This window comes from Klebsiella sp. HMSC25G12, from assembly GCF_001807705.1.
Lineage (GTDB): Bacteria > Pseudomonadota > Gammaproteobacteria > Enterobacterales > Enterobacteriaceae > Klebsiella > Klebsiella variicola.
Map to the genome: position 1 here is coordinate 86,968 of NZ_KV789843.1, position 13,416 is coordinate 100,383.

At 58.5% G+C, this 13,416-nt stretch carries 14 protein-coding genes; 4 read left to right on the forward strand and 10 right to left on the reverse strand.

The window, feature by feature from the left end; genetic code table 11:
• Positions 1 to 26: 26 nt before the first annotated feature.
• Genes HMPREF3096_RS07265 through ulaA form a run of 6 tightly spaced genes read right to left on the reverse strand, consistent with a single transcriptional unit; the run spans position 27 to position 4,436 of the window.
• Positions 27 to 713: an L-ribulose-5-phosphate 4-epimerase gene (locus HMPREF3096_RS07265; RefSeq protein WP_032731779.1), complete on the reverse strand. Its 687-nt coding sequence runs from the start codon at positions 711 to 713 to the stop codon at positions 27 to 29.
• Positions 713 to 1,567, reverse strand: coding sequence for an L-ribulose-5-phosphate 3-epimerase (locus HMPREF3096_RS07270; RefSeq protein ID WP_008807178.1), 855 nt, complete (start codon positions 1,565 to 1,567; stop codon positions 713 to 715). The genes HMPREF3096_RS07265 and HMPREF3096_RS07270 overlap by 1 nt, the downstream gene beginning before the upstream one ends.
• A gap of 9 nt (positions 1,568 to 1,576) precedes the next feature.
• Entirely contained in the window at positions 1,577 to 2,227 is a 651-nt protein-coding gene (gene ulaD, locus HMPREF3096_RS07275; protein ID WP_008807179.1) for a 3-keto-L-gulonate-6-phosphate decarboxylase UlaD, read from the reverse strand.
• 13 nt (positions 2,228 to 2,240) lie between these two features.
• Entirely contained in the window at positions 2,241 to 2,708 is a 468-nt protein-coding gene (ulaC, locus tag HMPREF3096_RS07280) for a PTS ascorbate transporter subunit IIA (protein WP_008807180.1), read from the reverse strand.
• Positions 2,709 to 2,717: 9 nt separating this feature from the next.
• Positions 2,718 to 3,023 carry a PTS ascorbate transporter subunit IIB gene (gene ulaB, locus HMPREF3096_RS07285; protein ID WP_002885682.1) on the reverse strand — a complete coding sequence of 102 codons (306 nt, stop codon included), beginning with the start codon at positions 3,021 to 3,023 and terminating at the stop codon, positions 2,718 to 2,720.
• 12 nt (positions 3,024 to 3,035) lie between these two features.
• Positions 3,036 to 4,436, reverse strand: a complete 1,401-nt coding sequence (ulaA, locus tag HMPREF3096_RS07290; protein WP_012543107.1) for a PTS ascorbate transporter subunit IIC — start codon at positions 4,434 to 4,436, stop codon at positions 3,036 to 3,038.
• 366 nt (positions 4,437 to 4,802) lie between these two features.
• Between ulaA and ulaG the strand changes: the two genes are divergently transcribed.
• Positions 4,803 to 5,867: an L-ascorbate 6-phosphate lactonase gene (gene ulaG / locus HMPREF3096_RS07295; RefSeq protein WP_008807182.1), complete on the forward strand. Its 1,065-nt coding sequence runs from the start codon at positions 4,803 to 4,805 to the stop codon at positions 5,865 to 5,867.
• Between the two features lie 107 nt (positions 5,868 to 5,974).
• Positions 5,975 to 6,730, forward strand: coding sequence for an HTH-type transcriptional regulator UlaR (gene ulaR, locus HMPREF3096_RS07300; RefSeq protein WP_008807183.1), 756 nt, complete (start codon positions 5,975 to 5,977; stop codon positions 6,728 to 6,730).
• Here ulaR and yjfP read toward each other — a convergent pair.
• A complete protein-coding gene (gene yjfP, locus HMPREF3096_RS07305) occupies positions 6,727 to 7,443 on the reverse strand; it encodes an esterase (RefSeq protein ID WP_016160153.1) in 717 nt (238 codons plus the stop codon). The genes ulaR and yjfP overlap by 4 nt on opposite strands.
• Before the next feature lie 209 nt (positions 7,444 to 7,652).
• Between yjfP and bsmA the strand changes: the two genes are divergently transcribed.
• Together bsmA and yjfN are read left to right on the forward strand one after the other, a co-directional pair.
• Positions 7,653 to 7,961, forward strand: a complete 309-nt coding sequence (gene bsmA, locus HMPREF3096_RS07310) for a biofilm peroxide resistance protein BsmA (protein ID WP_008807185.1) — start codon at positions 7,653 to 7,655, stop codon at positions 7,959 to 7,961.
• 137 nt (positions 7,962 to 8,098) lie between these two features.
• On the forward strand, positions 8,099 to 8,374 hold the full coding sequence (gene yjfN, locus HMPREF3096_RS07315; protein WP_008807186.1) for a DUF1471 family protease activator YjfN: 276 nt from the start codon (positions 8,099 to 8,101) through the stop codon (positions 8,372 to 8,374).
• On the opposite strand, the gene HMPREF3096_RS07320 is transcribed toward yjfN, so the two are convergent.
• The 3 genes from HMPREF3096_RS07320 to rnr all read right to left on the reverse strand — a co-directional run bounded on the left by HMPREF3096_RS07320 (position 8,365) and on the right by rnr (position 13,380).
• Positions 8,365 to 10,002, reverse strand: coding sequence for an isovaleryl-CoA dehydrogenase (locus HMPREF3096_RS07320; protein WP_016160152.1), 1,638 nt, complete (start codon positions 10,000 to 10,002; stop codon positions 8,365 to 8,367). The genes yjfN and HMPREF3096_RS07320 overlap by 10 nt on opposite strands.
• 125 nt (positions 10,003 to 10,127) lie before the next feature.
• Positions 10,128 to 10,859 carry a 23S rRNA (guanosine(2251)-2'-O)-methyltransferase RlmB gene (rlmB, locus tag HMPREF3096_RS07325; protein ID WP_008807188.1) on the reverse strand — a complete coding sequence of 244 codons (732 nt, stop codon included), beginning with the start codon at positions 10,857 to 10,859 and terminating at the stop codon, positions 10,128 to 10,130.
• Between the two features lie 82 nt (positions 10,860 to 10,941).
• Entirely contained in the window at positions 10,942 to 13,380 is a 2,439-nt protein-coding gene (gene rnr, locus HMPREF3096_RS07330; protein WP_008807189.1) for a ribonuclease R, read from the reverse strand.
• Between the last annotated feature and the right edge of the window lie 36 nt (positions 13,381 to 13,416).

The following is a 13,416-nucleotide window of genomic DNA, read 5'->3' on the forward strand; positions in this document are numbered from 1 at the left end:
GGGGTGAAAGCCCCGGAGCGCGCTATCTACTTTTGCCCATAGTAGGCGTTTGGCCCATGCTTACGCTGAAAATGCTTATTCATCAGCCAGCTATCGATGGGCTGCAACTGCGGATTAATCCCGCAGGCAATCCACGCCATGCGCGCCACTTCTTCCATCACCACCGCGTTGTGTACCGCCTCGTGGGCGTCTTTGCCCCAGGCAAACGGTCCGTGCTGATAGACGACGATCCCAGGCGTATGCAGCGGATTCGACGCGCCCAGCGTTTCGATAATCACCTGCCCGGTGTTCAGCTCGTAAGCCTCGTCCACCTCCTGTGCGCTAAGCGCCCGGGTACAGGGGATATCACCGAAGAAGTAGTCCGCATGGGTGGTGCCAAGCGCCGGGATCGCCAGCCCCGCCTGCGCCCAGGCGGTGGCATGCGTCGAGTGGGTATGCACCACTCCGCCAAGGTCGGGATAACGACGATAGAGCGCCAGATGGGTGGCGGTATCAGAGGAGGGGCGATACAGCCCTTCCACCACGTTGCCCTCAAGATCCACGACAACCATATCGTCCGCCTTCATGGTCTCATAGGCGACGCCGCTGGGCTTGATCGCCACCAGCCCGCGCTGCCGGTCAATGGCGCTGACATTGCCCCAGGTGAAGGTCACCAGACCGTAGCGCGGCAGATCCATATTGGCCTCGAACACCTGCTGTTTCAGTTGTTGCATTACGCCGCCTCCATCAGGCCCGCGCGGGCCATCCGCGCCTTCACCCAGTCACGTGCCTTCGCCACCTCCGCCAGCGGATCAGCGCTGGTTTCGCTCCACATCTCAATCAGATACGGTCCGCAGTAGCCGGTCTGCTTGAGCGTTTCGAAGCAGCGTTCAAAATCGACCACCCCTTCGCCGAACGGCACGTTTTTAAAGACGCCAGGTTTCGTGTCTTTGACGTGTACCGCCACGATATGCCCGCTCCCCGCCTTCAGTTCCATCTGGACATCGTTATCCCACGCTGACAGATTGCCGATATCAGGGTAAAGCTGGAACCACGGATTATTCAGGTAATGGGCGTAGCCTAAGGCCTTACTGATCGAGTTCATCAGCGGGTAATCCATGATCTCCATCGCCAGCGTGACCTGGGCACGGCTGGCCATTTCGACGCTCTGTTTCAGGCCATCGCGAAAGCGGCGGCGCGTCTCATCGTTCGCCTGCTGGTAATAGACGTCGTAGCCTGCCAGCTGGATCACCCGGATCCCCACATCCTGCGCCAGCTGGATGGCTTTACGCATAATTTCCAGCCCCTGATGACGCACCGCGTCGTCTTCACTACCCAGCGGAAAACGGCGATGGGCGCTAAGGCACATCGATGGTACCCGGACGCCGGTGTCAGCCACCGCCTTGACCAGCGCCAGACGCTGCTCGGGGCTCCAGTCCAGTCGCGCAAGGCGCACGTCCGTTTCATCGAGAGACATTTCCACAAAATCAAAGCCCAGCGCCTTCGCCAGCTGCAGCCGCTCCAGCCAGCACTCCCCGGCGGGGAGCGCTTTTTCATAGATGCCGAGCGGAATGGATTTCGCCAACATAACCGCTCCTTAACCCCACAGCTGGGCGATAGAGCGTTTAAACTGGCGCGCCGCTTCCACCGGCGAGGCGGCATCGCGGATGCTGCGCCCGGCAATAAAGACGTGAATAGGGATACCCGCGAACAGCGGCAGGTCTTCCAGCGCCAGACCGCCGGTGACAGTCACTTTGAAGCCCATATCGGACAAACGTTTAATCGCGCTGATATCCGCCTCGCTCCACGCCACGCCTGCCGCCTGTGCGTCGCGGCTGCGGTGATAGACCACCTGCTGAATACCCGCCTCGCGCCATGCCTGCGCCTGTTCCCAGGTCCAGAAGCCGGTCAGCTCAATTTGCACATCGCCGTTAAATTCTTTGGCGACGTCCAGCGCCCCTTTGGCGGTATTGATATCGGCACAGCAGATCACCGTGACCCAGTCGGCGTTGGCTTCAAAGCACATCCGCGACAGGATCTTGCCGGCGTCGGCAATTTTGGCGTCCGCCAGCACGATTTTATGCGGATACAGCGCCTTCAGATCGCGCACCGCACGCACCCCTTCGCCGACGCAAAGAATAGTACCGACTTCAATGATATCCACCTCTTCGGCGATCAGGCGGGTCGTTTCATAGGCACTGGCCAGCGTTTGGTTGTCCAGAGCGACCTGTAACATAGGTAATGACATGATGGTGTTCCTTTTAAACAGCCGCCGCGGTGGCGTTTTTGATTAAATCCAGCACTTCCTGCTCGCTACGGCAGGCGCGTAAACGGTCGAAATTGGCTTCATCGTCAAACAGGTTAACGATCTGCATGATGCCCACCTCCTGGTGGGTGGTGGCGTCAACCGCCGCCATGGTGATCAGAATGTCGACCGGGTCGTTATCTTCATGGTTGAAAATCAGCGGTTTTTTTAGCGTCACCAGCGCAAAGCCGGTTTTCTTAACGCCCTCTTCCGGCCGCCCGTGCGGCATCGCCAGCCCCGGCGCGATAACAAAATAGGGGCCATGTTGCGCGACGCCGTCGAGGATAGCCTGGTAGTAACGCGGTTCCACGACGTCGGCGGCCACCAGCAGATCGACGCCGATTTTCACCGCCTCCTGCCAGGTTTCCGCTTCCGCCTGCAGGCGAATGGAGTGGTTCTGCGCCAGTGAGTCATGCAGTTTCATGGCCGCTCCTTATTTCACGTCCTGCGGGAAGTGAGCTTTGATCACCTCCAGCAGTTTTGGGCCGAAATCCGCCGGCGACAGCATATTGCGTACGCCCACCACGTGTTTATTGCCGGAGACGGTAATCTCACCCGCGATATGGGTTGAAGCGATGATGATATCCGCGCCGTTCAGTTCGCTTTTGTATTCACCTACCGCGCAGCTGTTTACCGTGTGGTCGATGTTGGATTGCGTCAGGAACTGATCCACCTTCATTTTCATGATCATGGAACTGCCTTGCCCGTTGCCACACACAGCCAGAATACGTACGGTCATAATCAGAACTCCTTATTGGGCAGAGGCCTCTGCCAGTTGTTTTTCCGCGTCTTCCTCGGCACGCAGCGCGCGGCCGGCGAAGAACATATAAGCCAGTGCAATCAGGATGATGACGGCCATAAACGCCAGCCCGATGGAGGCGAAGCCCTGCATCATCGGCGGCGCCAGAATCGACCAGTCCGCCATCCCCATCCAGGCGCTCATACCGGTGAGCTTCACCGCCCATACGCAGCCGAAAATTTCAACCATGCCCATCACCAGGCAGATCTTGAGCGCCGCACGCCAGCCGCCGAAATGGTTGGCAAAAACGCCAATCGTCGCGTTGGAGAAGAACATCGGGATAAAGCCTGGAATAATCAGAATTGAAGAGCCGATGCCGACCAGAATGCCGACGGCAATCAGCTGGCCGATGGTGCCCCACATAAAGCCCCACACCACCGCATTCGGCGCAAAGCTGTAGATCGCGGCGCAGTCAATCGCCAGCACCGCGCCGGGGATCAGGCGTTGCGAGATGCCGTTGAAGGCTTCGGACAGTTCGGCGACGAACATCCGCACGCCCTGGGTAATGATGAAAATGGCCACCGCGAAGGAGAAACCGGTCTGCAGGATATAGACCGTCCAGTGGGTTTTGCCCGCCATCGCCTGCACCACATCAATACCGAAGGAAAGCAGGATCGCGCCAAAGAAAATGGTCATCACAATCGCGGTAGAGACGATGTTGTCGTGGAAGATATTCAGCCAGCCGGGCAGCTTGAGGTCTTCGACGCTCTCCTCTTTTTTCCCCAGATACGGCGCCACTTTGTAGGCAATCCACGAGGCAAACTGCTGCTGGTGACCGATGGAAAAACCGCAGCCGTCGGTGACCAGTTGGGTAGGCTTGAACATCATGTTGGAGGTGATCCCCCAGTACAGAGAGACCAGTACCGCGGTGCAGATAATGGTCGTCCACATCCCGTAACCAAAGATGAAGAACGAGACCGCAATCAGCCCCGCCTGCTGAAACATGATATGGCCAGTCAGCATGATGGTGCGGATACCGGTAATGCGGCGCAGCAGGACGTAACAGATGTTCAGCGCCAGTGCCAGGAGCACCGCATACCCTACCCAGCTGTAGGCCTCGCCCATCCGGTCGATGGTCGCCATCATCGAGGCGTAAGTATCGGAGATCGCGCCATTGATGCCATAGACCTCTGACATTTTCGCCACCACCGGCTTAAAGGTGCTGGTGAGGATGCCGGAACCAGCTTGTAACAGCATGAAACCAATGATGGTTTTGATCGTACCTTTGATAATCACGCTGACGCTTTTACGCAACAGAATATAGCCAAGACAGGTCACGATACCCAGCAGCAGCGGGGCATTGGTCATGACCTGATTAAAGAAGACGGTAAAGATGTTGTAGAGGATCTCCATAACACACTCCAGAAGAGGAAGGCTTTGAACGCGCATGTCGCTCAGCAGTTGTCGTCGCCCTCACTCTAATAATCAAAAATAATCACAACAAGATTGAATTTGATTAAATGTGACGTACGCCGCAATAATCCTCACTTTCACTCTGGTCATTACCAATTATGTACGTAGACACACAAATAAACATTTTTAAATCATATAGATAAAACAACATCTAACGTCAATTTGAGCGGATGGAGCCCGGAAATTATGCGCGACGCCTCGCAAAAATGCAGGAAAACGAGATTGCAATCTTGAAAACACAGTGACAACATAAATCAAAACCAATCAAATACTGATCACTTTTGAAAATGCATGAGGAAGACCGCGATGAGTAAAGTCCAAACCATCACCCGAGAATCATGGATCCTGAACACCTTTCCGGAATGGGGTAGCTGGCTGAATGAAGAGATTGAACAAGAGCAGGTTGCGCCAGGCACCTTCGCCATGTGGTGGCTGGGCTGTACCGGCATCTGGTTAAAATCCGAGGGAGGGGCTAACGTCTGCGTCGATTTCTGGTGCGGCACCGGTAAACAGAGCCACGGCAATCCGCTGATGAAAACCGGCCATCAAATGCAGCGGATGGCGGGGGTGAAGAAACTGCAGCCGAACCTGCGCACCACGCCGTTCGTGCTCGATCCGTTCGCCATTCGCCAGATTGACGCCGTACTGGCGACCCATGATCATAACGATCATATTGACGTCAACGTCGCCGCCGCCGTGATGCAGAACTGCCCGGCCGATGTGCCCTTTATTGGGCCGAAAACCTGTGTCGACCTGTGGATCGGCTGGGGCGTACCGAAAGCGCGCTGTATCGTCATGAAGCCCGGTGATGTGGTGAAGATCAAAGACATTGAGATCCACGCGCTCGACGCGTTCGATCGCACAGCGCTGATCACCCTCCCGGCGGATCAAAAAGCCGCCGGCGTGCTGCCGGACGGCATGGACCAGCGCGCAGTCAACTATCTGTTTAAAACGCCGGGCGGCAATCTCTACCACAGCGGCGATTCCCACTACTCCAACTACTACGCGAAGCACGGCAACGAGCATCAAATTGACGTCGCCCTCGGCTCGTATGGCGAGAACCCGCGCGGCATCACCGACAAAATGACCAGCGCCGATATCCTGCGTATGGCGGAGTCGCTCAACGCCAAAGTGGTGATCCCGTTCCACCATGATATCTGGTCAAACTTTCAGGCCGATCCGCAGGAGATCCGCGTCCTGTGGGAGATGAAAAAGGATCGTCTGAAGTACGGCTTCAAGCCGTTTATCTGGCAGGTCGGCGGCAAATTTACCTGGCCGCTGGATAAAGACAATTTCGAATATCACTACCCGCGCGGCTTCGATGACTGCTTTACCATTGAGCCGGACCTGCCGTTCAAATCCTTCCTGTAAGCCGCCTCCGGCAGGCACTGCCTGCCGGAAATACCCCGTCTCAGGGTTAGTATTTTCACATGATTTCAAATATCATCTTTGCCGTTCACTTTTAATCGGATTCGCTCATGACGGAAGCGCAAAGGCACCAAATTCTGCTGGATCTGCTCGCCCAAACGGGGTTTGTTACCGTAGAGCAGGTGATGTCGCGGCTCGGGATCTCACCCGCAACCGCCCGACGTGATATCAACAAGCTGGATGAAAGCGGCAAACTGAAAAAGGTTCGCAATGGCGCGGAAGCCATTAGTGAGCAGCGCCCCCGCTGGACGCCGATGAATATCCATCAGGCGCAAAACCTGGATGAAAAAGTGCGTATCGCACGCGCCGCTTCGCAGCTGATCGCGCCGGGGGAAAGTATCGTCATTAACTGCGGCTCCACCGCCTTTCTGCTGGGGCGGGAACTGTGCGGTAAACCGGTGCAGATCATCACCAACTATCTGCCGCTGGCTAATTACCTGATCGACCAGGAGCACGACAGCGTGATTATCATGGGTGGACAGTACAACCGCAGCCACGCCATCACGCTCAGCCCCCACGGTAGCGAAAACAGCCTGTATGCCGGGCACTGGATGTTCACCAGCGGCAAAGGACTCACCGCCGAAGGGCTCTACAAAACCGATATGTTGACCGCCATGGCCGAGCAGAAAATGCTCAACGTGGTCGGCAAACTGGCGGTGCTGGTCGACAGCAGCAAGGTCGGCGAGCGCGCCGGGATGTTATTCAGCCAGGCCGGGCAAATTGACGTGGTGATCACCGGGAAACAGGCTGATGCCGCAATCCTCAAACAGCTTGAGGATCAGGGCGTCAGCGTGATCCGCGTTTAAAGATGCTGGCGGAAAAAGGCGACCGTCGCGGCCAGCGCCTCTGGCGTAATGCGATGGCGGACGCCCTTTTGCCAGACGCAGGTCAGCCTGGCGGTAAGATCGCCTTGCCGCAGCGCCTGCTCAAGACGGAAGGTCTCTTCCGGCGGCACCACATCGTCAGCGTCCCCATGCCAGAGCAACAGCGGCCGCCGGGCAAGGGACGCCAGCTGATGGCTGACATCCCATTCGCGGAGACTGTCAGCATCAAAGCCAGGCGAGGGAAACAGGGTTTGCGACAGCGAACGAAAATAGCCCGACCCCATCAGACAAGCGACGCTGTTCAGTTCGGGATGGTGCGTCATGATGCCCAGCGCCGTCATCCCTCCCATCGAGGCGCCAGCCACCGCCAGCCGCTCTCCCTCCAGCCATCCCTCGGCGATAATCGCCTCGCGCAGCGCGGGAAACTCCCTGAAATTCTGCTGCAGGATCGGCCAGAAGCGCTGCATCCGCCCGGCCTCGTCGCCCTGATAACGCGCCCCATGCTCCGGCGCATCCGGCATGATCACCCGGAAGCCCGCCTCGGCCAACGCCACCGCAAAGTAGCTGTAGACCAGCTTCGAGGAGGTAAAGCCATGATAAAAGACGATACAGGGCAAGGGTTTATCCAGACTCTCCTGCGGGCAGGCATGCAAAATTTCACCGCCGCCGAGGTTGCGCATTTCTAGTGCAATCATTTATCGTCTCCCTTCTCTATCGTGGTAAGGCGTCATGGGAAAATTCATTCACCGGGCAACCCAGTTTGCTACGATTCATAATGTTGAGAACCCGGTTACGCTTTCACAACATTTTCATTCGAAAATCGCGTCAGAGATAACAGTTCGGGAACATTCCCCGGCAATCCTGTTAAGGCTACCACTACACTATCACTATCAGGAAACGAGATATGGTTATGCGCAGGTTTTCACCGTGGTTACTGGCTATCGTCCTCAGCGGGTGTAGTGCCCTGCAGGGAACGCCGGAAGCCCCGCCGCCCGCCACCGACCATCCGCAGGAGATCCAGCGTAACCAGACGGCTGGCCTGCAGAAAATGGCCACGGTGAGTGTGCTGATGTACGGTTCGCCGATGGATGTCGAAGCGGCACTGAAGGCCAAAGCAGAAGCGGCCAAAGCCGATTACTACGTCATCATCATGATCGATGACACCATGGTACCCGGCCAGTGGTATTCGCAGGCGATCCTCTATCGTCGATGACGAGGCGGCGTCTTTAAATCTGCTTTACACAGCTTTGCGTCCATTCACGTTCTCCTGTGCATAATAACGTTCGGCCAGCCACCTGGCAGGACGTTAGCAACGGACTGCCCTTGGGACTACGTGAAATGGAGCTGACGATGAAACGATCTTTTACCCTACCCAGCCTGCTGTTTACCGCTGCGACGGCCAATACGTCCGCGCAGTCAGCCGAATTCGCCAGCGCGGATTGCGTCACTGGCCTGAATGAAATCGGTCTGATCTCCGTCACTAATCTTTCCGGCAGCCAACAGGATGTGGAGCACGCCATTGCCCGCAAAGCGGACGAGCAAGGCGCCTCCTGGTATCGCATTATTCAGATGTACGAAGAACAACAGCCGGACAGCTGGCGCGTTCAGGCCATTCTCTACGCCTGAGGCGCCTGGCGCCCTCGCCCCATGGCCCGCAGCAGCAGGTCGTCGAGGGTCGGCGCATCAAGACGCATGCCGCCGCGGGTGTCGAGCATCATCCGACACCAGGCTTCAGCCAGCGGCGGCGAAGCGTGGCGCAGCATCTGCGCCCCCGCGCCAAGACGATAGACCAGCCGGGCAATCTCTCTCCCCTGCTCTTCGGCGGGCCGTCTCAGCAGCTGCTGCAGTTGACGCCACGCGCGGTCGAGATGGCGATTCTGTCCTTTCACCTCCGCGCACTCTGCCGCCAGCAGCTCCATCGCCGCCGGCTGCTTGCTGAGCACCCGCATGACATCGAGACACATAATGTTGCCGGAACCTTCCCAGATGCTGTTGACCGGCATCTCACGGTAGAGGCGCGGGAGTTCGCTCTCCTCGCAATAGCCGATGCCGCCGAGCACTTCCATCGCCTCGGCGACAAACGGGATGCCGGCCTTACAGATGGCAAACTTGGCCGCCGGCGTAAACAGGCGCGCCCATGCGCTTTCCCGGGCATCCTCCCGACGGTCCCAGGCGCGAGCCAGGCGAAACAGAAAGGCGGTTTGCCCCTCCAGACGCAGCGCCATTTGCCCCAGCAGCTGGCGCATCATCGGCTGATCGACCAGGTTTTTGCCAAACGCCTGACGCTGTAGCGCGTGATACAGCGCCACCGAGAAGGCGCGACGCATCAGGGCATGGCTGCCCAGCGCGCAGTCAAAGCGGGTCAGGCCGCCCATCCTGAGGATCTGCCGCACGCCGTCGCCCTCTTCGCCCACCAGCCAGCCGCAGGCATCATAAAACTCCACTTCACTGCTGGCGTTGGAGCGGTTGCCGAGCTTCTCTTTTAAGCGTTCAAGACGCACGCCGTTGCGCTGCCCGTCGGGCAGCAGACGCGGCACAAAGAAGCACGACAGTCCCGCGGGGGCCTGGGCCAGCACCAGGTGGGCATCGCTCTGCGGCACTGAGAAGAACCACTTGTGTCCCACCAGCCGGTAAAACCCTTCCGCCGTTTTCTCCGCGCGGGTGGTATTGCTCAGCACATCGGAGCCCCCTTGCTTCTCGGTCATCCCCATGCCGATCAGCAGGCCGCGCTTCTGGCCGCCAGGCGCGAGGTGGGGATCGTAACGGTCGCTCAGCAGCGGCGACAGCCAGTCGCGAAAGGGCGCGGGCAGGGCGTGCTGCAGCAGGGGCGTCGCGGCGAAGGTCATGGTAATCGGGCACAACGTCCCGGCCTCCACCTGGGCATGAAGCAGAAAGCGGGCGGCACGCGCCACAAACGCGCTTTCGCGGGCATCCTCCTGCCAGGCGAGGTTATGCACCCGGTTCGCGCACAGCCCCTGCATCAGCAGGTGCCAGGCGGGATGGAAGCGTACGTCGTCCAGCCGGGCGCCAGTGGCGTCATAGCGCAGCAGCTCCGGTGGGTTACTGTTGGCCAGGCGTCCCAGCTCCAGCGATTCGGCGGTCCCCAGCTGCTGGCCAATGCTGGCGAGCAGATCGCCATCCCAGCCGGCGCCTTCGCGGACCACCGCTTCACGCAAGGCGGTATCGGACAGGAAAAGATTGCTGTTATTCAGCGGAGTCGGTTGATTAAAAACGGTGTGCGTTTGCCAGTGCATCGTGTCTCCCTCCATCAATGGCGATAGCCATAAGTATGGTTTTCCAGGGGGATTCTCGCCCGCGAAAGCGGTCACAAAAAAGCCATCCCGGAGGATGGCTTTTTTGGATTCGTCGACGGTTCAGCTTAGCTGCGCTGGCGCACCGCTTCAAACAGGCAGATGCCGGTGGCCACCGAGACGTTCAGCGAGGAGACGCTACCCGCCATCGGGATGCTGATCAGCTCATCGCAGTGCTCGCGGGTCAGACGACGCATACCTTCACCTTCAGCGCCCATCACCAGCGCCATCGGGCCGGTCATTTTGCTCTGGAACAGCGTATGGTCGGCTTCGCCAGCGGTCCCGACGATCCAGACGTTCGCTTCCTGCAGCAGACGCATGGTACGCGCCAGGTTGGTCACGCGGATCAGCGGGACGTTCTCCGCCGCGCCGCAGGCCACTTTCTTCGCCGTCGCATTCAGCTGAGCGGAACGATCTTTTGGCACGATCACCGCATGCACACCAGCGGCATCAGCGCTACGCAGGCAGGCGCCGAGGTTGTGCGGATCGGTTACGCCGTCGAGGATCAGCAGGAACGGCTGATCGTGCTGCGCCAGCAGATCCGGCAGATCGTTCTCCTGATACTGACGTCCTGGCTTCACGCGGGCAATGATCCCCTGATGCACCGCGCCTTCGCTCTTCTCATCGAGGAACTGGCGGTTGGCCACCTGAATCACCACGCCCTGCGCTTCCAGGGCATGGATCAGCGGCAGCAGGCGCTTATCCTCACGGCCTTTCAGAATATAAACTTCCTGAAAACGCTCAGGTGCGCGTTCCAGCAGTGCCTGCACCGCATGGATGCCGTAAATCATTTCACTCATTGATGTACTCGTTTTAGGTTCTGTTATCCGTCCCCTTCACCCCGTTCTGCGCCAGCAGACTGCTGGGGTGAAGGGACGTCAATCACTCGGCGATTTTCTTCTTTGCCGCGCGCTTGGCTTTGGTCGCGGCGGCGATTTTCTGTGTTTTCGCCGACGGTTTTTTCGCTTTCTTCTCGCCTTTGGGCTTCGCTTTAGCCTGGTCTTTTTCTTTGCGGAACGCGCTATCCGGCTCGAAGTTCACCTGTTTACCCACCTGGCGGCGACGGCCACCCGGTTTGCCAGAGGTGCTCTTTTTCGCTTTCTCACGGGCGGTTTTGCCAACATTACGCGGCGCACGCTCGCTGGAAATCAGGCTGAAATCAATCTTACGCTCATCCATGTTGACGGCTTCCACGCGGACTTCCACGCGGTCACCCAGACGATAAGTCTGGCCGCCGGACTCGCCGATCAGCCGCTGGCCAACCTGGTCAAAACGGTAATAGTCGTTATCCAGGGAGGAGACATGCACCAGACCATCGATAAACAGATCGTTCAGGCGGACAAAGAAGCCAAAGCCGGTCACGCTGGCGATGACACCGGAGAAGGTGTTGCCCACCTGATCCTGCATGAAGTCGCACTTCAGCCAGTCGGACACTTCACGCGTCGCTTCGTCGGCGCGGCGCTCGGTCATCGAACAGTGCTGGCCCAGCTGGAGCATCTCTTCCATGCTGTAGTGCCAGCCGCCGGTCTCGGTGCTATTCCCTTTATGTCCCTGCTCTTTTGCCAGCAGATACTTGATGGCGCGGTGTAGCGACAGATCCGGGTAGCGGCGAATCGGCGAGGTGAAGTGGGCGTATGACTGCAGCGCCAGGCCAAAGTGGCCACGGTTTTCCGGATCGTAGACCGCCTGCTTCATGGAGCGCAGGAGCATCGTTTGCAGCATTTCGGCATCCGGACGATCGGCAATGGAGGTCAACAGTTCGGCGTAATCGCGCGGCTCCGGCTTGTTGCCGCCCGGCAGCTCCAGTCCCAGCTCAGCCAGCACGGTACGGAACGAGGTAATCGCTTCGGTGCTTGGCTTATCGTGGATACGGAACAGTGCCGGCTCCTGCGCTTTCTCAACGAAACGCGCGGCGGAGATGTTCGCCAGGATCATACACTCTTCAATCAGCTTATGCGCATCGTTACGCTGAGTCTGTTCGATACGCTCAATACGGCGTTCGGCATTGAAGATGAATTTAGCTTCTTCACTTTCAAATGAGATACCGCCGCGCTCTTCGCGGGCGCTCTCCAGCACTTTGTAGAGGTTATGCAGCTCTTCAATATGCTTCACCAGCGGCGCGTAGTGTTCGCGCAGCTCCTGATCGCCCTGCAGCATATGCCACACTTTGGTGTAGGTCAGGCGAGCATGTGAACTCATCACCGCTTCATAGAACTTAAAGCCGGTCAGGCGGCCTTTTGACGAAATCGTCATCTCGCACACCATACACAGGCGATCGACCTGCGGGTTCAGCGAGCACAGGCCGTTCGACAGCACTTCCGGCAGCATCGGTACCACCTGCGACGGGAAGTAGACCGACGTCCCGCGGCTACGCGCTTCGCCGTCCAGCGGCGTACCAGGGCGCACATAGTAGCTCACGTCGGCGATAGCCACCCACAGACGCCAGCCGCCGCCGCGTTTCTTCTCGCAGTACACCGCGTCATCGAAGTCGCGGGCATCTTCGCCATCAATAGTGACCAGCGGCAGAGAGCGCAGATCGACGCGTCCGGCTTTCGCCTCTTCCGGCACCTGCTCTTTGAGGCCGGAAACTTGTTTTTCCACCGCCGGCGGCCAGACGTAAGGAATTTCATGGGTACGCAGCGCCATATCGACGGCCATGCCGGTGCCCATGTTGTCGCCCAGCACTTCGACGATTTTCCCGACCGCTTTGGTGCGGCGGGTTGGGCGCTGGGTCAGTTCGACCACCACCACGTAGCCCATCCGCGCGCCCATAATATCTTCAGGCGGGATCAGGATATCGAAGCTCAGGCGACTGTCGTCCGGGACGACGAAGCCGACACCAGCGTCGGTGAAGTAGCGGCCAACAATCTGGCTGGTTTTCGGTACCAGCACACGAACGATGCGCGCCTCGCGGCGGCCCTTACGGTCCGCACCCAGCGGCTGGGCCAGCACCTGGTCACCGTGAATACAGGTTTTCATCTGCTCTGACGACAGATACAGATCGTCCTTGCGCCCTTCAACGCGCAGGAATCCATAGCCATCACGGTGGCCAATAACGGTACCTTTGAGGAGATCAAGACGCTCCGGCAGCGCATAGCACTGGCGGCGTGTGAAGACCAGCTGACCGTCGCGCTCCATCGCGCGCAGGCGGCGGCGCAGCGCTTCTATTTGTTCTTCGCCCTCAATATTCAACTCGATGGCCAGCTCATCGCGGCTGGCAGGCTTTTCCCGTTTGGTTAAATGTTCGAGGATAAATTCCCGGCTCGGGATGGGATTAGCGTACTTCTCAGCTTCGCGTTCCTGGAATGGATCTTGTGACATATCGGTTCCTCCGTTGTCATCTCCGGCAGAGTGGCG